General features: G+C 43.6%; 19 protein-coding genes. 6 read left to right on the top strand and 13 right to left on the bottom strand.

All coding sequences use genetic code 11. The features are described from left to right. The first annotated feature begins 6 nt into the window (after window positions 1-6). The gene (locus ACOSVQ_RS02735; RefSeq protein ID WP_491981062.1) at window positions 7-1,986 is read left to right on the top strand and encodes a GGDEF domain-containing protein; all 1,980 of its coding nucleotides are present in this window, start codon (window positions 7-9) and stop codon (window positions 1,984-1,986) included. A 9-nt stretch (window positions 1,987-1,995) separates the two neighbouring features. On the opposite strand, the gene ACOSVQ_RS02740 is transcribed toward ACOSVQ_RS02735, so the two are convergent. From ACOSVQ_RS02740 to ACOSVQ_RS02760, 5 genes are all read right to left on the bottom strand, one after another. Continuing rightward, window positions 1,996-2,184 carry a hypothetical protein gene (locus tag ACOSVQ_RS02740; RefSeq protein ID WP_491981063.1) on the bottom strand — a complete coding sequence of 63 codons (189 nt, stop codon included), beginning with the start codon at window positions 2,182-2,184 and terminating at the stop codon, window positions 1,996-1,998. A gap of 218 nt (window positions 2,185-2,402) precedes the next feature. Then, on the bottom strand, window positions 2,403-3,437 hold the full coding sequence (locus tag ACOSVQ_RS02745) for a tetratricopeptide repeat protein (protein WP_491981064.1): 1,035 nt from the start codon (window positions 3,435-3,437) through the stop codon (window positions 2,403-2,405). Between the two features lie 158 nt (window positions 3,438-3,595). Beyond that, complete coding sequence (locus ACOSVQ_RS02750; RefSeq protein WP_102940571.1) at window positions 3,596-4,264, bottom strand: YiaD family glycine zipper/OmpA-like lipoprotein; 669 nt, start codon at window positions 4,262-4,264, stop codon at window positions 3,596-3,598. A 120-nt stretch (window positions 4,265-4,384) separates the two neighbouring features. Then, entirely contained in the window at window positions 4,385-5,068 is a 684-nt protein-coding gene (locus ACOSVQ_RS02755; RefSeq protein ID WP_165312724.1) for a DUF2786 domain-containing protein, read from the bottom strand. A gap of 142 nt (window positions 5,069-5,210) precedes the next feature. Continuing rightward, window positions 5,211-5,888, bottom strand: coding sequence for a DUF3334 family protein (locus tag ACOSVQ_RS02760; protein WP_491981065.1), 678 nt, complete (start codon window positions 5,886-5,888; stop codon window positions 5,211-5,213). Window positions 5,889-6,184: 296 nt separating this feature from the next. On the opposite strand from ACOSVQ_RS02760, the gene ydiJ reads away from it, so the two are divergent. Both ydiJ and ACOSVQ_RS02770 read left to right on the top strand, forming a co-directional pair. Continuing rightward, a complete protein-coding gene (gene ydiJ, locus ACOSVQ_RS02765; protein WP_491981066.1) occupies window positions 6,185-9,223 on the top strand; it encodes a D-2-hydroxyglutarate dehydrogenase YdiJ in 3,039 nt (1,012 codons plus the stop codon). Between the two features lie 113 nt (window positions 9,224-9,336). Then, window positions 9,337-9,798, top strand: a complete 462-nt coding sequence (locus ACOSVQ_RS02770; protein ID WP_491981067.1) for a methyltransferase family protein — start codon at window positions 9,337-9,339, stop codon at window positions 9,796-9,798. 107 nt (window positions 9,799-9,905) lie between these two features. Here the strand turns inward: ACOSVQ_RS02770 and ACOSVQ_RS02775 are convergent, their stop codons facing one another. The 5 genes from ACOSVQ_RS02775 to hutC form a co-directional block, all read right to left on the bottom strand. Continuing rightward, the gene (locus ACOSVQ_RS02775; RefSeq protein ID WP_491981068.1) at window positions 9,906-10,625 is read right to left on the bottom strand and encodes a DUF3581 domain-containing protein; all 720 of its coding nucleotides are present in this window, start codon (window positions 10,623-10,625) and stop codon (window positions 9,906-9,908) included. 128 nt (window positions 10,626-10,753) lie between these two features. Beyond that, window positions 10,754-12,289 carry a histidine ammonia-lyase gene (gene hutH / locus ACOSVQ_RS02780; protein ID WP_491981069.1) on the bottom strand — a complete coding sequence of 512 codons (1,536 nt, stop codon included), beginning with the start codon at window positions 12,287-12,289 and terminating at the stop codon, window positions 10,754-10,756. 11 nt (window positions 12,290-12,300) lie between these two features. Continuing rightward, window positions 12,301-13,998, bottom strand: a complete 1,698-nt coding sequence (gene hutU, locus ACOSVQ_RS02785; protein ID WP_491981070.1) for a urocanate hydratase — start codon at window positions 13,996-13,998, stop codon at window positions 12,301-12,303. Window positions 13,999-14,164: 166 nt separating this feature from the next. Further along, entirely contained in the window at window positions 14,165-15,370 is a 1,206-nt protein-coding gene (gene hutI / locus ACOSVQ_RS02790) for an imidazolonepropionase (protein WP_491981071.1), read from the bottom strand. A 389-nt stretch (window positions 15,371-15,759) separates the two neighbouring features. Further along, window positions 15,760-16,476, bottom strand: coding sequence for a histidine utilization transcriptional repressor HutC (hutC, locus tag ACOSVQ_RS02795; protein ID WP_491981072.1), 717 nt, complete (start codon window positions 16,474-16,476; stop codon window positions 15,760-15,762). Between the two features lie 240 nt (window positions 16,477-16,716). Between hutC and yqfB the strand changes: the two genes are divergently transcribed. Next, on the top strand, window positions 16,717-17,034 hold the full coding sequence (gene yqfB / locus ACOSVQ_RS02800; protein ID WP_491981073.1) for a N(4)-acetylcytidine aminohydrolase: 318 nt from the start codon (window positions 16,717-16,719) through the stop codon (window positions 17,032-17,034). A 96-nt stretch (window positions 17,035-17,130) separates the two neighbouring features. Here the strand turns inward: yqfB and ACOSVQ_RS02805 are convergent, their stop codons facing one another. Continuing rightward, window positions 17,131-17,451 carry an HI1450 family dsDNA-mimic protein gene (locus tag ACOSVQ_RS02805; RefSeq protein ID WP_042488411.1) on the bottom strand — a complete coding sequence of 107 codons (321 nt, stop codon included), beginning with the start codon at window positions 17,449-17,451 and terminating at the stop codon, window positions 17,131-17,133. 1 nt (window position 17,452) lies between these two features. Continuing rightward, window positions 17,453-18,019: an elongation factor P-like protein YeiP gene (gene yeiP / locus ACOSVQ_RS02810; RefSeq protein WP_165311145.1), complete on the bottom strand. Its 567-nt coding sequence runs from the start codon at window positions 18,017-18,019 to the stop codon at window positions 17,453-17,455. Between the two features lie 199 nt (window positions 18,020-18,218). Here yeiP and ACOSVQ_RS02815 point away from each other — a divergent pair, with 199 nt between their 5' ends. Continuing rightward, entirely contained in the window at window positions 18,219-18,986 is a 768-nt protein-coding gene (locus ACOSVQ_RS02815) for a nucleotidyltransferase domain-containing protein (protein ID WP_491981074.1), read from the top strand. A 135-nt stretch (window positions 18,987-19,121) separates the two neighbouring features. Continuing rightward, entirely contained in the window at window positions 19,122-21,209 is a 2,088-nt protein-coding gene (locus ACOSVQ_RS02820) for an EAL domain-containing protein (RefSeq protein WP_491981075.1), read from the top strand. Here the strand turns inward: ACOSVQ_RS02820 and ACOSVQ_RS02825 are convergent. Continuing rightward, window positions 21,206-23,569, bottom strand: a complete 2,364-nt coding sequence (locus tag ACOSVQ_RS02825) for a DNA polymerase II (RefSeq protein WP_491981076.1) — start codon at window positions 23,567-23,569, stop codon at window positions 21,206-21,208. The genes ACOSVQ_RS02820 and ACOSVQ_RS02825 overlap by 4 nt on opposite strands. Window positions 23,570-23,667: the final 98 nt, after the last annotated feature.

A 23,667-nucleotide genomic window follows, 5' to 3' on the forward strand; every position in this document is an offset into this window, starting at 1 on the left:
TAGCCGATGTTTAAGTTTCAAACCGTTTTTTTGTTAATTGTTTGCCTATTCAGTCCCGGTTCGATGGCAAAGCATAAAACCACCTACCTTGTGGGTACTGAATCCGATGATTTCACCACCAAGCTTCTGTTTGACTCTGTGTCTGCCGAGAGTGATGTGAAGTTTGAATACATAAATTTTGATAGCTTCTCCGACGCGCTAAATGCTGTAAGCCGAGGCTATGTTGATTTCCTCTCTAATGTCACTTTCATTGAAGAGCGAACAACCACATTAGATTTTTCTTTGCCAGTCAGTATTGAATATGTGTATCTGTTCACCGTCGGTAAACCGGAACTTGATGAGATATCGAAGCTCGCCGTACCGATGAATACGACGATAAGAAAAACGATCGCTGAAGAGTTTCCCGATATTGAATTTGTCGAGTATCAAAACATTGATGATGCTGTTGAAATGCTTAACGCACAGCAAATTGATGGCGTTGTTGATGGATTAAGCCATTTGGACAATATGGTTCTATCAGGCTTCAATGCGTATCTTTTTAATGACCATCTATCGCTGCATCCCGTGTCTATAGTGACCCCCAAAGGTAAGAACCAAAATCTTCTAAAACTCATAGAAGCACATGCACATACCGCGGAATTCCAGCGTCGCTTTCGAGAATCCATTGAACAGTACCAACTATTGATAAGAAAAGAGGCTCTGCGAAAGCAAGTCATCGCAAGTGGCATTGATGTGAGAAACCCCCTAAAGGTTAAGTTAGAAAACATAAAGCTGTTCGTGAACTATTATCCGGATGGTCACGTTGATGGAATAACCGCAGACATTCTTTATGAAGTGTGTGACCTATTACAGATTGATTGTCAGTTGGTTAGTGACGAGCAGGAACCGTGGGGCAGCATGTATGAAAGCATGCTGGCAAAAGAAATAGATGTGTTGTCACCCCTTGCTATCACAGAACAGCGCAAGGAAATGTTCAACTTCAGTGATGGGTATTACAGCCCTGAGGCGATTCTGGTTAAAAGAAAACATTATAAAGATGGCGTATATCGTTCAATTTCGGAAATGTTTATCGAGAAAATTGGTGTGGTTAAGGGCAACTTCTTTGATTCATTGTTGCAAACCATGTTGCCTGAGAAAGAATTTCACTTTTATCCAAGCCAGAAAGATCTGTTGACGGGACTGCTTAATGGCGAAGTGGACTATATCGCCTTAACTCGAGCTGCATTTCATGACAAGCTGCGACGCTCAAAAAACGTCTTACCGATAACAGAAGATACTGACGTTGGAGTGTTTTACTCGTATGACTTAGGATTTGGATTTCAAAATGATGAGAAGGGCAGAATGCTGTCCGAACTCTTTTCAAAAGCGTTGAATTTAATTAATGAAAAGAACATCGTTAAAAAATACGACTATCCACCAGACTGGTACACAACGATTCAAGTCCAAAAGAAGATAAGCAGAAACAGTATCGTTCGATTTTTATTTATTATTGCCATTCTGATTTCAGTCGTCTTTGTTTTCCATCGTCGTTCTATTACTGACGAACTGACACGATTGAGAAACCGGTTAGCACTGTATAAGAAATATGGGAGCCTGTTTCCTAAGAGCAAAGTTCTTGTCTACCTCGATATCAATAAATTTAAAGACATCAATGATAGCTATGGGCATCGAGTTGGAGACAAAGTATTGAAGCAACTTGGTCACAATATTAGTCGTTTTTGGCGAGGAGACGCTTACCGAATCGGTGGTGATGAATTTGTGTTAGTCACCGGTTGTGATGTCCAAGAAACAGAACGAATGCTTGAGAATATTAAAGAGTTTGGGTTCTATGAAGCGAACAGTGAGACTAACTTGTTGGTGAGTGTTTCAACGGGGATGGCTTTTGATTTCGAGAAAAACCTTCCCCTCGATGATGTACTAAATATTGCTGATCAGTCTATGTATCAATCTAAACACAGGTTTAGGCATGGAGATAGACGACAGTAGATTGTTGAATCACAGGGAGTGAAGTTGTTGTCGCTCTCTCATCGCTTGTTCGGCGATATTGAATTGTCTTACGTCCATACGTGCAAAATCATTGCAACGTTCACATGAGTGATGGGCTTTGCCATCCACATATTCGTGTTTTGTTAGTAGTAAACTTGGTCTTTTGCACCAGTCACACACGCCTTCAATAGTAAACATCTCTTCTCCTTACTGGTATTTCAAGGCTCCTAGCTTTTACTCTTGAATTAATTCAGTGGTAAAGCGGGAAGCCTTTTTGTTGCTAGGCGCTAATTTCGCGCGGATTATGCCACACAAAAATAAAGAAAGTTAATGAAATGTTGTGATATTGAGAATGTTATCGATTGCGAAATCTAAGTGTTTAAAAGGATTGAGGTTCTTTGTTTGGCTAAGTGTAACTAATTGTTAACAGTGTTAAGGATGATTTTGAGCGCACCATTTAAGCGCTTCATTTCTTCATCACTGCCTTTCATGTCTGGATGATAGATTTTAGATAATTGTTTGTAGCGGATCTTTATTGCTTTCTCATCAGGAACTTGACTAGGTTGGTAACCAAATATCGCGCAAGCCAGTTGATATTTCTGATCTTGAGCGCTAGTCATTTGGTTTTTCTGCGACTTTTTGAGCTCATGGTAGATCGTCTCAAGTTGTCTTTTTTGCTTTTTAATTACAGCGCTGCTCTCAGCCAGCTTTTGTTGAATTTGTTGCTGTTCTGCTAACTGATCTAAGGCGTCCTCATTTAATCTCTGCTTTTTCTGACGCTGGTAGATTGAGGCGACAAGGAGCAGAAGGGCAATCGAAGCTAAGATGACCACGTAAGCCCAATTCAGCTTCTCGAAATCTAGATTAGAAGGAAGAGTGAATGATTGTTCCTCGGCTTTGGCTTCTTCATCGAGTACTTCAATAGCAGATACCTGCTTAGCTCTTTGTTGATTGAATTTTTCTTCCAATAATTGAGCGTAAGCTTGCTCAGCTTCGGGATATGCTTCTGAAGCGCTACGTAGCCAAATTTCAGCCATTTGAGAAGGTACTGGCGAACTCTTCAAACTTTGATACAACTTGCCGAGCTCAAATTGTGCCTGTGCATCGCCTTGCGTTGACAGTTTTGTTAGCCAGTAAATGCCTTCAGTGGTTTTTACTTCAGTGCCTTGGCCATTCAAGTACATTTTTGCCAGTTGGAGCATGGCCTGAGGTTGATGGTTGTTTGCCGCTTGTTCAAACCAATAAAGTGCTTCGTTTTGGTTTGGGAGAGTACTTTCCCCTGCTGGATTGCTTTTTCCGTTGAGATAAGTGAGGCCTAACTGATATTGAGAGACAGCGTCATTTTGAGCCGCTTTTTGTTGCAGTTCGGCTATTTGACGATCGGCCGATGAGTCAGCATAGGAGGAGAAAATGCAAAGGAGAGAGAAAAGCCCTATTAGCAGTCGAATCAAGATAACCTTCCGTGTTCTACTTCAGAGAATAATCCCAGCCTTCACGCTGGGATTTAAAGTAAGTCTATCTTAACGCTAGTGTGTTGCGAGATAAACGGAGATATCTTTTGAAGTGAATCAAACTCCGCTTATCTCTTATTAGCATATCGCTGAGTAACTTATTTCAGTGGCAGGATTTGGATCTCTACACGACGGTTACATGCACGACCTTCAACAGTGCTGTTTGAGCACAGTGGGTAGCGTTCACCGTTACCACGAGCAATTGCTCGACCAGTTGCAACACCTTGAGAAATTAAGAATGAGCGAACAGATTCAGCACGACGCTCAGATAGGATTTGGTTGGTATTGTCGCTGCCTGTGCTATCTGTGTGACCATCAATCACAAGGCTAGTATCTGGGTATTCAACAAGAATACGAGCCACACCACGCAGTGTATTGTGGATGCTTGAATCCAGTTGGTATGAGTTACTAGAGAAACCGATACCATTTTCTAGACGAAGAAGTAGTTGGTTTTCACCCACGCGCTCTACTTGAACGCCTGAGTTTAAAAGTTCTTTGCGTAAAGCGGCTTCTTGTTGGTCAAAGTAGTAACCTACGCCACCACCAACCGCAGCACCGCCAGCGGCACCAATCAACGCATATTTACGACGCTCTTTTGCATCATCGCCAGTTGCTAAGCCGGCAGCTGCACCAGCTAGAGCACCAAGTAAAGCGCCTTTAGTTGCAGAGTTTGTTTCTGTTTCACCAGTCGTAGCATTTTGGCGTTGAGTTGCCTGACAGCCAGATAATGCAATTGCCACTGCTAGGGCTAATGTAATTTTTTTCAAAGTATCTACTCCATGTCTTATTTTTTGTTGCCGCATGCATAAGACGAAATTCGAGGGAGAAGATCAACTAGGAAAAGTCTGATTTGACGTAGGACTGACGAAAAACATCACTCCAAAGCATTACTTCAATAGTTTAGGAGCTTGAGCACCATTAATGGGACGATTGACCGATACTCTGCGACCTTTCTTTAAGCCCACTTCGTAGTCAGCTGTGAGGTTCTTCATTGCTTCTCGAAGTTGCTGTTTAAAGGTCTCACGATCGATGTTCTTGAACTCTTTATCGATGTAATCGTTAATTTTGTTCGCAGAATCTTCATCAGGAGAGATAACAGGAAGTTTTTCTAACGCGCCTTCAATCCATCCAGAAACAAACGAACTGACTCTACGGTTAACTTCTGGAGTGGATGTGCCACTGCCTGCAAAGCTGTTGCGGAACTGACCGGTATGCTCGTTCATTTCTCTGTAGACAATATCAAAAGCAAATGCGGCGAAGATGGCGCGATCCGCTTCACCGATGAACTCTACACGCTTTAAGCCTTTGTGATTGATTAGAACAGCTTCAACGCCAAACTTAGTATTGATACCTCGAATGATGCGTAAAATACCTGAACTGATAGAAGCTGGTAGTAAGTGGCTCGATTGTGTTTTACCCAGTTTGATGAACTCAATATCGTCTTTATCGAGACCATATTTCAGCATTAAACGGTGAGCCATTTTAATGGCGTTCGCGGCTTCGTTTACGTTTGCTGAGTTACCAAGCTCCAAACACTTGGCGATTTTTTTCAGGGCTTTCTTTTTATCAATCGACATTCAAAAAACTTTAGGCCAAAAACCAGTTACCGAGATTAGAAAAGTCCGACATTTTAACGTTTTTGCAGCATTAGGGGAAGGGTAGATATGAGAGTTGCAGCTAGGTAGCTGCAACTTTGAACTGAGATATGAGGGCTTATAAACCTAACTCGTCCAGTAGGTCTGACGCTAAGTCATCGTCTTGCTTAACATCTTTTGGTGTTGCCATTCCTTTTTGAGCATTTTCTAAAATAGCATCCGGACTTTCATCTTCACTTACTTCGAAATCTTCAAGTTGGATAAATTCAGTTTTGTCCATCGCAAGCTCCAAGTAGAAAATGTTGTTTTTCTCGGTAGAGAAAGTCACACGTCGTACTTGAGGGCGGTCTAGATTGGTATCAACCGAAAGAATTACCTGCTTGTTGAGAGACAACATTTTTGGTTGGTTTTGGGTAATGTTGGTTTGAAGTTCTTTACGGATTTTATTGGTGAAATCACCCACCAACTGGTTCATGAGTTCACCTAGAACATCGCCCACCTCATCAGAGGTATGCAAAATCGCCAATTCTTCTTCTGGCATACCCATGCTGCGCATGTAGTTGGTATAAACCTCCAGTGCTGCCTTGGCGGTAAAGTTGATCACGACTAACCCAGAAAACCCACCATCAAAAAGCACGAAACAGCCAAAATCAGGTTTAAGAGAGGTTTTATTGATTTTTTGAACCATCGCTGAATAGCTGATGTTGGAATTGGTTGCTGAAGTGAGCACTGAAGAAACGGATTGACACAGCTTAAGCAGGATATCTTCCGTGGTTACGATTTTGTTTTTTCTCATGGTGTTACCGTAATTTTAGTTATTTCCGTAAAGGTCAAATGACCTAGGTAATGCATAACGACTGTAAATTCAGCTTTTTAGGCAAACGTTTGCACAGCTGTAACTCTATGTTTACAAGCGAAACGAAATAGTTTTCAAGCGAAACGAAATAGAACAGTTAGAAAAATGGATTTGATTCGCTCTGTCAACGAGATTCTGATTTGATCACCTTTTCAAATGTTGTAAAGTGACCGAATTCATATAATTAACCTATAACCCATAGCTGATTGGATCAGCGACTTACGGGCAGGAAGCAAATGTTACCAAGACTTCACCTTCAATCTGATGTCGATCCGGTTGTTTTAACGTTTTTACATGAACTAGAAGCTGCCGGTTTTACTGGCGATATCGAAACCCAATATTCAAGCCGTTTAGCGGTAGCCACTGATAACAGTGTATACCAACAACTCCCACAAGCCGTGATTTTGCCGAAATCCACTGAAGATGTAGCGCTCATCGGCAAAATGAGCTCCAAGCCAGAATTTGAGCGAGTGACTTTTTCTCCGCGCGGTGGTGGTACTGGTACAAACGGACAAGCGTTAACGAAAGGTGTCGTGGTAGACCTTTCGCGTTACATGAACCAAATTATTGAAATTAATGCCGAAGAGGGCTGGGTTCGTGTGCAAAGTGGAGTGATCAAAGATCAACTCAATGACGCAGTTCGACCATATGGCTATTTCTTCTCTCCCGATCTTTCAACCAGTAACCGTGCGACTATCGGCGGTATGGTAAACACTGACGCTTCTGGTCAGGGTTCATTGAAATACGGTAAAACGTCTGATCATGTTTTGTCTCTGCAAGCGGTTTTCGCTGATGGTTCTATTCTCGAGACAGACATGTCTCACGGTACGCCAGATGAAGGCAATTATGCTTTCAAAGCGATGCAGGTAACTGAAGCCGTTTGCCGTGATAAACGTCAGCAGATTATTGATAAGTTTCCCCCACTCAACCGTTTCCTTACTGGCTATGACCTGAAAAATGCCATCAGCGATGAAACCGGAGAGTTCAACATTACACGTGTGTTGTGTGGTGCTGAAGGTTCATTGGCGTTTATCACTGAAGCAAAGCTTAATCTGACTCGTATTCCTAAAGCGCGTACCTTAGTGAACGTAAAATACGACAGCTTTGATTCAGCATTGCGTAATGCGCCACTGATGGTTGAAGCCAATGCGCTCTCTGTTGAAACCGTTGACTCTAAAGTTCTTAACCTTGCTAAAGAAGATATTGTTTGGCACAGCGTTAGTGACCTGATTACCGATGTCCCTGGCAAAGAGATGCAAGGTATCAACATCGTTGAATACGCCGATCAGGATGAAAAAACAGTTGAAGAGTTAGTTGCTAAGCTGACAGCCAGTTTAGATGTGGCTTTAGCAAACCAACAAAGCGGCATTATCGGCTATCAAGTTTGTACCGATTTAGCCAGCATCAACCGTATTTACAACATGCGTAAGAAAGCTGTTGGTCTGTTGGGTGCAGCTAAAGGGCGAGCTAAACCTGTACCATTTACTGAAGATACTTGTGTACCGCCAGAAAACTTAGCTGACTTTATTGCTGAATTCCGCGAACTACTCGATTCGAAACAACTTGCTTATGGCATGTTTGGTCACGTGGATGCGGGTGTGCTGCACGTTCGTCCAGCTTTAGATATGTGCGATCCTAAGCAAGAGCTGATGATGCACGAAATATCGGATGAAGTGGTCAAACTGGTGGCAAAATACGGCGGTTTGATGTGGGGTGAGCACGGTAAAGGTTTCCGCTCTGAGTACGGTCCGGCATTCTTTGGTGAAGAACTGTTTACTGAACTGCGCCGTGTGAAAGAAGCTTTTGACCCACACAACAAGATGAACCCAGGTAAAATCTGTACGCCGCTAAATACCAATTTTGAACTGGTTAAAGTGTCAGACAGAAAGCGCGGTTATTACGATCGTCAAATCGATGTGCAAGTTCGTGACAGCTTTAAACAAGCGATGGAATGTAACGGCAATGGCTTGTGTTTCAACTACGAAACCAGTTCTCCAATGTGCCCATCGATGAAAGTGACCGCTGACCGTCGTCACTCGCCAAAAGGTCGTGCTGGGCTAGTGCGAGAATGGTTGCGTCAACTGACAGAGCAGGGCATTGATATTCTCGATTTGGAACAACAAACGCTGACTAAAGCACCGACGATCAAAACCATGATTGACCGAGTGCGTAACCGCATTAACCAACGCCACGAGTATGATTTCTCACACGAAGTCTATGAAGCGATGAACGGTTGTTTAGCGTGCAAAGCGTGTGCGAGTCAGTGTCCAATCAAAGTTGACGTTCCAAGTTTCCGCTCTCGTTTCTTAAATATCTATCACTCACGCTATCAGCGCCCTGTGAAAGATTATTTAGTCGCGAACATTGAAACCATGTTGCCATTGATGGGTAAAGCGCCGAAGTTAGTTAACGGTATGCTGGAACAGAAATGGGTTCAGAGTTTAACCGCCAAAACGGTTGGCTATGTTGATGCGCCTTTGCTGACAGTGCCTACGCTTGCTCAGCGCACACGTCGTCATCCTGTTGCTACTTTTGATATGCAGTATTTGGCTGGCATATCGAAAGAAGAGCGTGAACAGCATGTCATTATTGTTCAAGATCCGTTTACAAGTTACTACGATGCTGATGTGGTGGAAGATTTTATCGCTTTAGCTATCAAACTAGGTAAAAAGCCAGTGTTGTTGCCGTTCAAACCTAATGGTAAAGCACAACATATCAAAGGATTCTTAAAGCAGTTTAAAGCCACCGCTGAAAGCACCTCCGCTTTCCTTGCGAAAGTCGCTGATCTGGAAATACCTATGGTTGGCGTTGATCCAGCATTGGTACTTTGCTATCGCGATGAATACGCAGAAGTGCTTGGCGACAAGCGTGGCGATTTCTCTGTGTTAACGGTTCATGAATGGATGAAACCGCGTTTGTCAGAGTTTGCTACTTCAGATAACACAAATGGTGAAGCTTGGTATCTACTGGCTCACTGTACTGAAAAGACCAAATTACCCAATGCTGAAAAAGAGTGGGGCGAAATTTTTGCTCACTTTGGCGGACTGTTAAAAACAGTACCTGTTGGCTGTTGTGGTATGGCGGGTACATTTGGACACGAGCTTGATAAGCTACAGATGTCGAAAGATATTTATGGACTTAGCTGGAAGCCAAGCTTAGAAAAATTGCCCAAAGAGCGCTGTTTGATTACCGGTTACTCTTGTCGCAGTCAGGTAAAACGTTTTGAGCATGTGAAGCCTAAGCATCCATTACAAGCGCTATTGCAGTTAATCTAAATACCTTGAGCAACACCCTTAATAGTTAAGCCCGGCATTGTCGGGCTTAACTTTATCTATCATGATTAGAAAAGTAGGTTAATTGATTGAATGTACGATAACGGAGAAAGCCAATGCATCGATTGGAGTTGAAAATCCCACCAGTAGCGGTGTTTGTCATCGCTATGGTTCTGATTAATCGCTTTGCGCATATCTTTAGCTTTGCACATGTGCCACTCCCTTATGTCGGGTTCGTGTGGAGCGTATGTTTCGTGCTTTCAGGTTTTATCGGCATTGCTGGAATCTATGAATTTCGTAAGGCTAAAACAACGGTGAATCCGACCAAACCACATGAAGCGTCTACCATCGTTGAGAGCGGTATTTTCCACTATTCACGCAATCCTATGTATTTAGGATTGCTGCTGCTATTGATTGGCTTCGCCTACTGGCAGCAGAACGTTTTGAGCCTGCTGACCTGCTTTGTATTTGTATGGTATATGAATCGCTTTCAGATACAGCCTGAAGAAAGAACCTTAGCGCAGATATTTGGTCAATCGTATGTTGATTACAAAGCTCGGGTTAGGCGTTGGTTATAGAAACTACACACTAGTAATGACCGCTGCCGTTATAAAACTTAGAAAAGAAAAAGCCCCACTCAATAGAGTAGGGCTTCGTTATTCTGAGGGCTTGTTGTGCGAAAAGATTATGCCGCTATTTGCGCTAGGAACGTTTCTTTACGTTCATTAAAGCGGTTCACCAAGTCATCAATTTCGCTTTGCTCGTAAGGTTTAAGACCACTTGCCACCATACGTTTCACACCGTGACCTACGACTACGCCTTCTTCTTTGAATGCAAAAGTCATAGTGACTACACCACGTTTGCCGTCCACGTCGAAGGTTGCACCTGTGTATTCAACTTCTGGATGCGTCATGTCTAGACGATCAAACTCGACTTCCATACTCTCATAGATCACCAATGGACGCTGAGGGTTAATCATCATCTGTTGCTCTTCCATCAGCGGAACCATGATGTGAGGGAAATTCATGCCAGAAAACTGCACATAGTTTGTGACTACGTGTTCGATGAATGCGCTGTCGTGGCTAACTTCACCTTCACGGCTCATATGCAGATATTCTTTGCCTGCTTCATCAACTACCGCGCTCTCTTTGTCACATTTATTTTCAATGTGCAGAGATACCCCGTCGTTCACCATGCCAGAAAACTTGAAGCGCATTTTTTTGCTGATGCCTTCTTGCTGTAGCAATACTGCGAACAGTAGGTCACCCGGCACGCAGAAGCGCTTGCTGTCTTCGTCGTGAATTGGGTTGTAATCGCCCGCTACTTTTTTCGCGAAATGGCTAGCTTGCTCGCGAGTGAATTGGAATTTTTTATCTTGGCTTGAGAAGTATGGAGTTAGATACATAATTTACGCTATTCATAAAAACTGCGTGGATTATAACTGCTAAAGTTTTTTTAATGGTCCAATCAGTCAAATAAGGTGCACAAAGGCAATAAAAAAGAGCCCCGAAGGGCTCTCATCACAGATTTTGCTTATTGAACACTTGGCAAAATGTTCGCTGGCATTAGGTGGTTGTGAACCGCTAGTTTAAGTAGTGTGTTCGCTTGCTCAATGTCTGGAGCGAAGTAACGGTCTTTATCATAGAACGGTACTTTTTCACGTAGGATTTGCTTCGCTTCTTCAACACGAGCTGAAGATTTATTCGGAGCACGGAAATCCAAACCTTGTGCAGATGATAAGTATTCCACTGCCAAGATACCGCGTGTGTTTTCACTCATATCACGTAGACGACGACCTGCGAAGGTTGCCATTGATACGTGGTCTTCTTGGTTTGCCGATGTTGGTAAACTGTCTACAGATGCTGGGTGAGCCAGAGTTTTGTTCTCACTTGCTAGTGCTGCTGCAGTTACCTGAGCAATCATAAAGCCAGAGTTTACACCGCCGTTATCGACTAGGAATGGTGGCAGTTTGCTCAATGCGCTGTCGATAAGCAGAGCCATACGACGCTCAGATAAGCTACCAATTTCCGCAATAGCAAGTGCTAGGTTGTCAGCCGCCATAGCCACTGGTTCTGCGTGGAAGTTACCACCAGAGATGATGTCGCCATCTTCAGCAAATACTAGTGGGTTATCCGACACTGAGTTTGCCTCAGTTTCCAGAATATCTGCCGCATTACGAATTTGAGTCAAACATGCACCCATAACCTGTGGCTGACAACGCAATGAGTATGGGTCTTGTACTTTTTCACATGAGGTGTGTGAATGACCGATATCACTGGTTTCGTCCAATAGGTGGCGGTAAGCCGCTGCTGCATCGATTTGACCTTTGTGACCACGCACTTCATGGATACGGTGGTCAAATGGACGACGGCTGCCTAGCGCAGCTTCTACCGACATCGCACCACATACTGTTGCGGATGCGAATAGGTCTTCAGCCATAAATAGGCCTTCTAGCGCAAATGCGGTAGAAGCTTGCGTACCGTTTAGCAGAGCAAGGCCTTCTTTTGGCGCAAGCGTGATTGGAGATAGACCTGCAATCTTCAATGCGTCCAGACCAGAGATAATTTCGCCGTTGTGGCGTGCTTGGCCTTCACCTAGAAGAACCGTGCTCATATGAGCAAGCGGTGCTAGGTCACCTGATGCACCTACAGAACCTTTTTGAGGGACACATGGGTAAACTTGGTGGTTAACCAATGACATCAGAGCTTCCAGAACTTCTAAACGAATGCCAGAGAAGCCGCGAGCTAAGCTGTTGATTTTTAGAACCATCATCAGGCGAACAGTTTCGTCTGACATGAATTTACCGATACCTGCCGCATGAGAAAGCACGATACTTCTTTGCAGTGTTTCTAGATCTTCAGGGGCAATCTTGGTGTTGGCTAATAAGCCAAAACCTGTGTTGATACCGTAAACTGTACGACCTTCCGCAATCACTTGCTCAACCACTTTTGTGCTGCGCTCGATGCCTGGGATTGCTTCTGGGTCTAGAGATAGAATCACAGGTGAACGGCTAACTTGACGCAGTTGGTTTAGCGTTAGTGTGCCCGGTTTAATGACTAAATTTAACATTTATGATGTCCTTACTTCAGTTTAGCCAGCTCTTCGTTGAGCATTGGTAGGTCTAGTTTTTGCTCTTTTGCACAGCGTTTTGCGATGTCGTAACCAGCATCTGCGTGACGCATTACACCCGTTGCTGGGTCGTTATGCAGAACGCGAGCGATACGCTCAGATGCGTCTTGAGTACCGTCACAACAAATCACCATGCCAGAGTGTTGTGAGAAGCCCATACCTACGCCACCACCGTGGTGTAGAGAAACCCAAGTCGCGCCACCCGCTGTGTTGAGTAGAGCATTCAGTAATGGCCAGTCAGAAACAGCGTCTGAACCATCCATCATACCTTCAGTTTCACGGTTTGGACTTGCTACTGAACCAGAGTCTAAATGGTCACGACCGATTACGATAGGGGCTTTTAGCTCGCCATTTTTAACCATTTCGTTAAATGCTTGACCTAGACGTTCACGATCTTTCAGACCAACCCAACAGATACGCGCTGGTAGGCCTTGGAAACTGATGCGTTCGCGAGCCATGTCTAGCCAGTTATGTAGGTGTGGATTATCTGGGATCAGTTCTTTAACTTTTTGGTCTGTTTTGTAGATATCTTCTGGGTCACCAGACAGCGCTGCCCAACGGAATGGACCAATACCTTCACAGAATAGTGGACGGATATAAGCTGGAACGAAACCTGGGAAGTCGAATGCGTTTTCTACGCCTTCTTCTAGTGCCATTTGACGGATGTTATTGCCGTAGTCGAGAGTCGCAGCGCCGCGAGCTTGTAGCTCAAGCATTGCACGAACTTGTACAGCCATTGATTCTTTAGCTGCTTTCACTACTTTTGCTTCATCGCTGTTACGCATTTCAGCAGCGAATTCCATGCTCCAACCTTGTGGTAGGTAGCCGTTTAGTGGGTCGTGAGCAGAAGTTTGGTCTGTTACTACGTCTGGAGTGATGTTGCGATCAACAAGCTGTTGGAAAATATCCGCAGCGTTACCTAGTAGACCTACAGATACTGGCTCATCAGATTCGTTGATGATAGCGAGAGCTTCATCTAGGCTTGTTGCTTTCTTATCAACATAACGAGTGCGTAGACGGTAATCGATACGTGATTCGTCACATTCAACAGCGATCATAGAGAAACCCGCCATTGTTGCAGCTAGAGGCTGAGCGCCACCCATGCCACCAAGACCGCCAGTCAGAACCCAACGACCTTTTGCTTCACCGTTGAAGTGCTTCTTAGCTACAGCAACGAAAGTCTCGTAAGTACCTTGAACGATACCTTGTGAACCGATGTAGATCCAAGAACCCGCAGTCATTTGTCCGTACATCATCAAGCCTTCTTTATCTAGCTTGTTGAAGTGCTCCCAGTTTGCCCAGTGAGGGACAAGGTTTGAGTTTGCAATCAGTACACGTGGCGCATTTTTGTGCGTAGGGAATACACCAACAGGTTTACCTGATTGAACAACCAGAGTCTGGTCTTCTTCTAGACGCTCTAGAACTTCGACGATTTTGTCGTAACATTCCCAGTTACGCGCAGCGCGACCGATACCACCATAAACCACAAGTGCATGTGGGTGTTCAGCAACATCTGGGTCTAAGTTGTTCATCAACATACGAAGCGGTGCTTCTGTTAACCAAGATTTTGCACGAAGCGTGGTTCCGTGTGGTGCACGAATAGTGCGGCTAGTATCAAGACGTGAACCTTGGTTTTGGTGCTGCGTCATGTGAGACTCCTTTTTCATCATTAATTGGTTTGGCCTATGTAGTACCAAACATCATTTGGTTTAAGCTCGGTTTCCGTGGAGCTTGAGTAAATCGTTTCTCTGCGAGAGCAGAGATTTAACTGCGTAGCGGTGAGGGTTAAGCCACTACGCGCAAATTGGTTTAGGCTTAGTCGTTGCAAATAGCGCCATCGACAATGCGAGCGTACAAACGCGGCACACCCACTTGGTAGCTAAGATCTGCTGGATGGTCGATGTTCCAAATAGCGATATCAGCATCAAACCCTGTAGCTATTTGACCGCGGGAATCACCGTAGCCTAACGCTTTAGCTGCATGGCAAGTTACGCCGCGTAAACTTTCTTCAGGCGTTAATCCAAACAGAGTACAGCCCATGTTCATCATCAGCGTTAAGTCTGCAAATGGCGAAGTTCCAGGGTTGATATCGGTAGCCAACGCCATTGGGATTTTGTGTTGACGAAGTAAATCAACCGGTGGCTTTTGCGTTTCACGTAGGAAATAAAATGCGCCAGGAAGAAGCATTGCAACCGTCCCCGACAGTGCCAGTGCCTTAACACCCTGTTCATCAAGATATTCAATATGATCTGCCGACAAACCATTGTAGCGGGCAGTCAACTCTGTTCCGCCGAGGTTAGAAAGTTGCTCGGTGTGACCTTTCACTTTTAAGCCATGCTCAATAGCGCAGCGGAATACTTTTTCAGTCTGTTCTAGATTAAAACCAATGGATTCACAGAACACATCCACACTGGTTGCGAGTTCTTGCTCTGCCACTAGAGGAATGATCTCTTGGCAGATGTGCTCGATGTAATCGTCTGGGCGATTTTTATACTCAGGTGGTAGGGCGTGAGCGGCTAATAACGTTGTTGTGATTTTTACTCGGCGATGCTGTTCGAGCTCTTTGGCGGCTTTAAGCATCTTGATTTCATCTTCTAGAGTCAGGCCATAACCAGACTTCACTTCAATGGATGTCACGCCACTTTGTAGCAGTCCATCTAGTCGAGGTAGCGCTGTCTCAACCAACTGGTCGATTGATGCTTTACGTGTTGCGTTAACGGTAGAAAGAATGCCGCCGCCTTGTGCTGCGATAGTTTGGTAAGGCACACCTTGCAGACGCATTTCGAATTCATTGGCGCGGTTGCCTTCAAACACTAGGTGAGTGTGCGCATCAATTAAGCCAGGAGTGACCAATTTCCCCGTACAATCCACAACAAAGCTGTCGCTGGTGTCGACGGTTTGATCAGTAATTGCATCAATGCGTCCATTCTTAATGACGATCGTTTTTGGCTGGCTTGGCTGATAGCCTTCGTTTCCAGCTTCCATGCTAACAATGCGAGCGTTAGTTAAAACGAGTTCCATAACATTCCTACTTCTTTAGACGATCGTTATCGAGATGGTCGTAACGTGTTGCAATTTTATTTGTATGTTTAAATGTATATACAATTAATAATTCAATTAAATGTTTTTATCAAGTGGAATGTTGTGAAAATGTGAGAATTTTATTTCTCGTTCTGGATTAACTACTCATCTTGAGAGCTTGATAGGGCTTGAATCGATTAACTGTTATTCAAAAAGCGGAACAAAAACAGAGTGGTTAGATGTGAGGAATTGGTAAAGCCGCCAAAATGCGATTACGACTTAGCTTTGGTGACTGTTTCGTTCAATAACCGTGAAGGCGAATGCTTTTACTACGGTTATTGAGCTTAGACAGAGAACATTGAGGAAGACCTAAATGGCGCACTTTGAGGTTAGTTGGCTAGTGTGACTTTTGAAGTCAGTTTGTATTTCGAACCCGGATGATAGAGTAGAGCAGAACTAACCAGCTTATCTTCGCTCCATGTACGACGATTAAGCAGTAAACATGGCTCATTGCTCGTCAGTTCCAATGCGGTTTTGATGTGGCTGTCAGGGACAATCGCCTCAACCGTATGTTCGATAGCACTGAGCGGGCAGTTTGCAGACAAGTATTGGTTAGGGGTTATCGTCGAGAAGTCTTGCTCAAGATAATTAGGTGCATAGCGACTGTTTACCCAACGAATTTCCAGCTGGAGTGGGGTGTCATTGGCGTAATGTAATATCTCACTGTAAAACACATTGCTGCCTACCATAATACCGAGCTTAATCGCCACAGTATCGTCGGCAACAATCGCACGCTGCTGTAATACCTTACTATGGTATTGCTTGCCACGACTCAATACTTCATCGGCTATGTTACGAATATCAAGCAGCGGAGACTCTGCTTTTTCTTCAGGTACACAGACGAACGTGCCTAATCGTGGTCGACGTTGCAGCTTGCCTTCTGACACCAAATCTCGGATCGCTTTATTCACCGTCATACGGCTGACATTAAATTGCTCAGTCAATTCCAGTTCGGTGCTGATGCGGTGACCCACAGGCCAATGACCCGAATCGATTTTGTCGAGAATATAGTGTTTGATCTGTGTATAAAGTGGTGATGAAGACATGCTGCGCTCAAAGTTTAATTGAATATACAAATACTTTACGACTTAGAAGAAAATTGCAATCGCATAATTTCTCTTTATGCAATTGAAGTAAATAAATTTTTATTTATGTGATAAGGCACAAAGTATCGCCTAATTGTATACTCATTCAAATCTTTGTTTTTGTGTCTGTTCTGTGTAAGTCATAGGTATCTAACAGGCAAAACTGTTTTTTATTTTAGAAAGTTACTTTAGAGATAAGTTATGCAATTTCCGACAACGATGACCTTCTTTGCCCGATTTGAAGCCGATATTCTATCTGGCAAAAAAGTGATTACTATTCGTGATGAAAGCGAGAAAGACTATCAGGTAGGTTCTGTGGTTGATGTTAGCACTTTGGAAGAAGGGCGTTGGTTCTGCCGTTTAAAGATAAAATCGGTTCAACCTGTGTTGTTTTCTGAACTTAGCGAGTTTCATGCCGAGCAGGAAAACATGACCTTACCGCAATTAAAACAAGTGATTAATGACATTTATCCCGGTATCGAATCGCTGTACGTGATCCAATATGAGCTAGCAGACTAAGCATTCTTTTTTTCGACAATTGCTTGTTGTTTATAAGAAATAAAAAACGCCAACCCTAAGGTTGGCGTTTGACTCTTGTTGATATGAGGAATGCGATTAATCGCGTTTCCACATCATATGACAAGCTTTATGGTCTGGATCGAGACTGATGAGCATTCGAGCGAACACGTCATCCAGTTCATCATTGTCTTCATTGACGAGACCAATGCGGACTTCAGCGTAAGTTTCTTTATCAAATTCAAAACCTACTTGTTCTACCCAGTCGTCGCCAATTTCTACGACTTCTGCAGCACCGCGGTCATCGAATTGTGCAGTAAACAAAATCACATCAACAGGTTCCAGATTGTCTGGAGCCATCTCAAGGAAAATGTCGTATGCCGCTTCGATTGCGTCGTCTAATGAGATCAATTCAGACATATTACGCTCGGCTCATGAACTTACGTTCAGTCGTGTTGATAACAACGCGCTCGCCGTTAGCGATGTATTCTGGAACTTGAATCGTTAAACCAGTAGCAAAACGTGCTGGCTTAGAACGAGCTGAAGCTGATGCACCTTTGATTGAAGGGTCAGTTTCTTCGATAACCATTTCAACAGAAGAAGGCAGTTCGATAGCTACAGGTTTGCCATCTACAAGCACAACTTGCATACCCTGAATTTCTTCAGTGATGAACAAGCATTCTTCTTCGATGTCTGCTTTCTTGAAGTTAAATTGAGAGTAATCTGCATTATCCATGAAGATATACTCATCGCCATCAACGTAAGAAAATGAAATGTTACGTTTGTTCATGTCAACGGTATCTAGGAAGTCGTCTGACTTGTAACGCTCATCAACACGTGCGCCAGTGTTTAGATCTGTACAACGTAGTTTGTAGATCTTAGAACCACCACGACCACCTGGTGTTGTTACTTCGATATCTTTGATTAGTAGTGTTTTGCCGTTTGATACGATCGCAAAACCTTTTTTAAGTTCACTTGCCTTTGGCATGGAGTCTTATCCTTCGTTTTTCGTTTCGGCGCATTATACATATAGCCATACCCGAAAAGGAATATCTGACTGCAAGTTGAGATAAGAATAATGCATTAAATTTGTGTTTCACGATTCACAAACATCTAAGCTATTGATTCATGCTTCTGCTTAGGGGAACATAAATGGTCACTTTACTCTTTGGAGCTAACACTCGTTCATGACGCTTTTGGTTATTGACCCTAAACAGCCTTTTCAACCCCAATTCCAGCCAGCCGTTAATGACTTGGTGCGTTTTCTACGTGCCGGAGTGGGGGATGCACTGCACAGTATTTATCTCTACGGTAGTGTGGCTAGGAAGACAGCGGTGGCTGGTCAATCGAATATGGACGTTATTATTGTGACGAAACGCCCTTTTGATGAGCGAAAAGTAACGTTACTCAATACGATTCGTTGGCGTTTCCAGAAGAGTTTTCCTTTTATTACCGATGTAAGCATTAAAACAGCTCTTGTCGACGAGATTGCCACTTTAGACAGCATTTTTACTTGGGGTTTTATGCTTAGGCATTGCTGTGTCTGTGTTTATGGCAATAACTTGGCTGAGTGTTTTGGTGATTTTGAACCGAGCTGGGAAATAGCTAAACACTGGAACATGGATATCTCTGATTGGGTTCCAGTTCTGCGTGACCGTATTGTCAAAGCCAATACACCTCAAGAGCAGTTAAAAGCACAAAAGCAGATGGCGAAAAAGCTGCTGAGAGCCAGCTACTCTCTTGTCATGTACAAAGATAAAAAGTGGTTTGATGACCCTGTTGAGTGCGGGCGTAATTTCCTGCGCTACCATCCTGAAATGCAACTCGAAGTTGATCGTTTAGGGTTGCTGCTGAAAGATAAAGTCATTCCTAAACGTTCTGTAATTGGTTTACTCGATAGTTTCGGACCTTGGTTAGTTCAGCAATACCAAAAAACTGAATTCCGCATAGGTTAATAATTCCGCATGGGTTATTCATTCCGTATCGGTTGAAAGCGTGTTAAAAATAAATCCCTCAATATAACAAACTAATTCGTTGGTTAATTTTCCTCTGTGCTAACTTTAGATAATAGGGGTTAGTGGAGCAGTAAAATGCCAGTTAGTCTCATAAAAAAGCGTAGATATGTACTTGGTACTGTGCTGAAACATGCGCATTCATCTATGCACGCTATACGTCAGGGGATGATTTGGTTAATTCCTTGTTTGATGCTCTCTTCTTTTGCGCTTTTCGTCGCTTGTATTGCTGAATTCTTTATTGGTAGTCGTCCACCTTGGGTACAAACGTTTTACGACATGAACGGTGCTGTTGGTGATGCGTTTCCATTCCTCATGACAGCAACAATATCTTATTTGCTTGCGATGCAGTGGCGAGTTCCCAGACCGCCCATGGCATTGCTGAGTATTCTTTATTTAGTCATCTGCGCTTCGCTGATTAAAACTCAGAATACCCTTGAGATGATTTACATTGTAATGGCGATTGTAACTCCGCTCTATGCCATTCCGCTGATTGCCTATTTGTTTTCCAAAAAATCTCTGCAAGTGACTTCTTCAGAGAGTGCGGGTGCGATGGTGAAAGAGTCTCTCAACCTTGTTTTACCTGCGATTATCACCTTAGCGATTGTGCTAGTGGTGAACTTTTTCATTCTTGAAGTTCTTGCCTGGTTCTCGTTGGATAGTTTCCTGATATTTGATTATGCCAACGATCCCTACATATTTGGTTCTGTGTTTGCGGTGTTGAACTCGACACTGTGGTTCTTAGGTATTCATGGTTATTACGCTTTACTGCCTATGGTTGAATTGCTTCAACAAGCAAGCGACCTAACCTATGCTACGGTAGCCGCGGGTGGCAGTGCGCCTTACGTTATGAACCTGTCATTTATGGGGACATTTGTGTTTATCGGCGGCAGTGGTTCGACTCTATCTTTAGTGCTCGCCTTGCTGTTGTTCTCAAAGCAAAAAACGCTGCGTTTAATAGCGATTGCCAGTATTCCAATTGGTTTGATCAACGTGAACGAAATTCTGTTGTTTGGCTTACCTATTATTTTTAACCCTCGTCTGTTTTTGCCTTTTCTCTTAGCTCCATTAGCTAATGTCCTTATCAGTTTGACCGCGGTTCATCTTGGTTGGGTTCCTATCCCTTCAGTATCAGTGCCTTTTAATGCGCCGATCATAGTCAATGCTCTAATAGCAACGCAGGGTGATTGGCACTCAGTTGCGTTACAAATCATCAACGTTGTGGTGGGTGTATTGATATATCTACCTGCGGTAAAAGCAACAAACCATGTGTTTGGTGAGCGAGAAATTCGTATTACTTCTCTGGACACTACTTATCTACGTCGTCAGGAAGAAGCTGAAACATTGTCCGATGATCCGATAGTGCTGGCACAGAAAAAAGAAAGTCATCAGGTGAAAGTTGAGAAACAACTGCAGCGCATGAGTCAGAAAGAGTTTTGCATGGAGTATCAGCCACAGGTGGCAAAGCGAAATGGAGCGGTGCTAGGTTGTGAAGCATTAGTGAGAACAGTGGATGATCAAGGGAATGTGCTACCACCTAGTACCTTTCTTCCCTGGTTAGAGACAGCTGGACTGATGAAGGATATGGACTTGTGGGTATTCAAAAGAGTAGCCAAAGACATCAAGTACTGGAATTTATTGGGTATCAATGTTCCTGTAAGTATCAATATCACTCCTCATACACTGGTTGATGAAGAATATCTGGATAGAATTATCGAAGTGATAAAACCGATCAGTGGGCAGATACATGTTGAGATAACGGAAGAGACCATGCTGGTGGAAGAAAAGGCTTTGCAACGTGCGTTGGAGCGCCTGCATGATATGAACGTCAAAGTCTACATCGATGATTTCGGTACGGGTTACTCGTCGCTTAGCTATCTGAATCGCTTTGATATTGATGCGATAAAAATAGACCGTTCATTTGTGCTGGCATTAAACACGCAGAAAGGTCGCAAGGTTTTTGCCAGTTTACAATCGGTAGCGGCGGAGCTTGATCTTGCAGTGGTCGTTGAAGGTGTTGAGACAGAGCAGCAACTTGATGCCATCGTCGATCACCCCAATTTATCGATACAAGGTTGGCTTTTTAGCAAATCATTAAATATCGAAGGATTTATTAACTATGTGCAAAGTGCTCCGCCAGTAATTGAGACGCAAGCTGCGGGCTAGAAAAGCCCGAGTTGTGGCAAGCTGATAGTTTCAAACTGCAAGCCAACGAACGGCAAAATTGCGTCGGCAACAGGCTTTAGCTGCTTATCAATATAGTGCTGATAATCGATGCGACTTTTCAGATACTCTTTGGGTTCAGGACCATTCAGTGTCATCAGATATTCAATACGTCCACGATTTTGATACTGCAACGGTCTGCCTAACTGCGCGTTGACCTCATCAGCCATACGAGCTGCGCGTACTTGAGGCGGGACGTTCTTCTGATATTCGTGCAATTTTCTTCTTAAACGTTTCTGATAAACCAGTTCATCATCAAATTTACCCGCTAGGGTATCTTCAACGACTTGGCGAACATAGTTATCAGGGCTTTCTCCATGGAAAACCATCGAATATAAAGTGTGTTGAAAACGTTGAGCCAGTGGAGTCCAGTCGGTTCTGGCGCTTTCAAGTCCTTTAAACACCATTCTTTCCTGCTGCCCTTCACCGATAAGTCCTGCATAACGCTTCTTAGAGCCCGTTTCAGAACCACGAATCGTTGGCATTAAGAACTTACGATAATGAGTTTCGTATTCAATTTCTAAATTCGAAGTTAGCGCATACGTCTGTGCTAAATGTGACGTCCACCATTGGTTGATATGCGCGACCAACTTTTTGCCTATGGCATCTGCCTCTGATTGACTGTGCTCATGGCCAAGCGAAACGAAGGTAGAGTCCGTATCGCCATAAATCACTTGGTAACCTTGTTCTTCTACCAGAACTTTGGTCTGTTTCATGATTTCATGACCGCGCATGGTAATACTGGAAGCAAGTCGAGTATCGAAGAAACGGCAGCCAGAAGAACCCAATACACCATAGAAAGAGTTCATGATGATCTTAATCGCTTGAGAGAAAGCTTTGTCGTTGTTTTTCTTGGCTATATCTCTGGCAGCCCACAGGTTTTCAATCATCTGTGGAAGAAAATGTTTGCTGCGGTGGAATTGACCACCACGAAAGCCGGGTACAGCTTGGTTATCGCCATTACCTATTTCTAATTTTAAACCTTCGATTAAACCTAAAGGGTCGATTAGGAATGAGCGAATAATCGATGGGTATAGGCTCTTAAAATCCAGCACCAATACTGAGTCATACAATCCCGGAATAGAGTCCATAACATACCCGCCGGGGCTGGCTAGCCAGTTTTCCGAATGTAGATTCGGTGCAACATAGCCTGCACGGTGTAGCTGAGGCAAATATAGGTTGGTAAAAGCCGCAACCGAACCGCCAACGCGGTCAAGTTCCACCCCAGTCAGTTTAGAACGTTCAATGGCGAAATCGAGTAGGTGGGTGTGCTGGAAAATCTTATTCACCAACACACAGTCTTGTAAGTTGTATTTTGCTAATGATGGCTTGTCTTGGCGATACATACGGTTAATTTCATCCATACGATCATGCACATTGTGGATATCTTTACCTTCACCGAGCAATTCTTGTGAAACCGATTCAAGTGACCAAGAACGGAACTGATAGGTGGCAGTTTTTAGTGTATCGATACCATCTAAAACCACTCGTCCGGGTATAGTGATGAAACCTTGCTGAGTTTGACTGGCACTACGGAAAAAGCTTGGCTGATTGCCTCTGCCGAGCATCAACTTAATTTTGTGCCACTCTGCACGTTTATGTAGTAGTCGGAAGTCAAAATCGATCACGTTCCAACCAACAATTACATCTGGGTCGAACTGTTCAAACCAAGCACACAATGCTTGTAACAAATCATACTCATTGGAAACCCATTGAATGTTGGTTTCGGCGTCTTCAGGTTCACCAATCATGATGACACGGCTATCCATCGGGCTATCGAGACCGATCGAATATAAAATGCCTTTCTCCGAGCACTCCAAATCTAGTGAAACCACTTTTAACTTAGGCGTGTAGTCACCACTTTTACACTTCGCATTTAGAACTTTTTGATAGCTCGAATAACGTGTGAAATCGCCAGTAAAGGTGATCCCACCTTGGATAAATCGCTCCATAAGAAAACGATCTGCCAGCTTAATGTCAGATTCCAGAATCAGAATGTCAGCTTGTTCAAAGAGCGATTTTAGGGCGTTAGCTTGTTGTATGGTGTCGCAGTAGCAAGCCGCTAGAGGTTGCTGATCAAAAGACATCATTTCGAGAGTACGGATACTTGCAGTCAATTGGTTTGACGTTAATAGTTCGTTTGCTTGGGCTACCGCTGATTGTTCAAGGAAAAATACTGGTTTTTCTTCTTTGATGATTAATTGTGTTGGACCCGACTCAGTCGCAAGCCAAAGCTCAATATGCGTTTGACCTTGAACGTCTCGTGATTGTCTGGTGAGCAGAAAGCCTTGCTGAATAGTCAAAAAGTGATTCCGAACGAAAGAGTAAGCATGCGATTTATCTTGGCGGCGATAATAACAAAATCTTGATTAAATATCAGAATCTATGTTTTTCGCTTAAA

The sequence above is a fragment of the Vibrio sp. HM8-C genome (assembly GCF_058630515.1).

Excerpts from the sequence above, each read along its gene's own strand:
- ACOSVQ_RS02760 (WP_491981065.1), bottom strand. The coding sequence starts at position 5,888 with ATGAGAAAAAACAAAATCGTAACCACGGAAGATATCCTGCTTAAGCTG.
- ACOSVQ_RS02770 (WP_491981067.1), top strand. The coding sequence starts at position 9,337 with ATGCATCGATTGGAGTTGAAAATCCCACCAGTAGCGGTGTTTGTCATC.
- yqfB (WP_491981073.1), top strand. The coding sequence starts at position 16,717 with ATGCAATTTCCGACAACGATGACCTTCTTTGCCCGATTTGAAGCCGAT.
- ACOSVQ_RS02805 (WP_042488411.1), bottom strand. The coding sequence starts at position 17,451 with ATGTCTGAATTGATCTCATTAGACGACGCAATCGAAGCGGCATACGAC.
- hutI (WP_491981071.1), bottom strand. The coding sequence starts at position 15,370 with ATGGAACTCGTTTTAACTAACGCTCGCATTGTTAGCATGGAAGCTGGA.
- hutU (WP_491981070.1), bottom strand. The coding sequence starts at position 13,998 with ATGACGCAGCACCAAAACCAAGGTTCACGTCTTGATACTAGCCGCACT.
- hutC (WP_491981072.1), bottom strand. The coding sequence starts at position 16,476 with ATGTCTTCATCACCACTTTATACACAGATCAAACACTATATTCTCGAC.
- ACOSVQ_RS02740 (WP_491981063.1), bottom strand. The coding sequence starts at position 2,184 with ATGTTTACTATTGAAGGCGTGTGTGACTGGTGCAAAAGACCAAGTTTA.
- ydiJ (WP_491981066.1), top strand. The coding sequence starts at position 6,185 with ATGTTACCAAGACTTCACCTTCAATCTGATGTCGATCCGGTTGTTTTA.
- hutH (WP_491981069.1), bottom strand. The coding sequence starts at position 12,289 with ATGTTAAATTTAGTCATTAAACCGGGCACACTAACGCTAAACCAACTG.
- ACOSVQ_RS02775 (WP_491981068.1), bottom strand. The coding sequence starts at position 10,625 with ATGTATCTAACTCCATACTTCTCAAGCCAAGATAAAAAATTCCAATTC.
- yeiP (WP_165311145.1), bottom strand. The coding sequence starts at position 18,019 with ATGCCAAAGGCAAGTGAACTTAAAAAAGGTTTTGCGATCGTATCAAAC.
- ACOSVQ_RS02735 (WP_491981062.1), top strand. The coding sequence starts at position 7 with ATGTTTAAGTTTCAAACCGTTTTTTTGTTAATTGTTTGCCTATTCAGT.
- ACOSVQ_RS02820 (WP_491981075.1), top strand. The coding sequence starts at position 19,122 with ATGCCAGTTAGTCTCATAAAAAAGCGTAGATATGTACTTGGTACTGTG.
- ACOSVQ_RS02815 (WP_491981074.1), top strand. The coding sequence starts at position 18,219 with ATGACGCTTTTGGTTATTGACCCTAAACAGCCTTTTCAACCCCAATTC.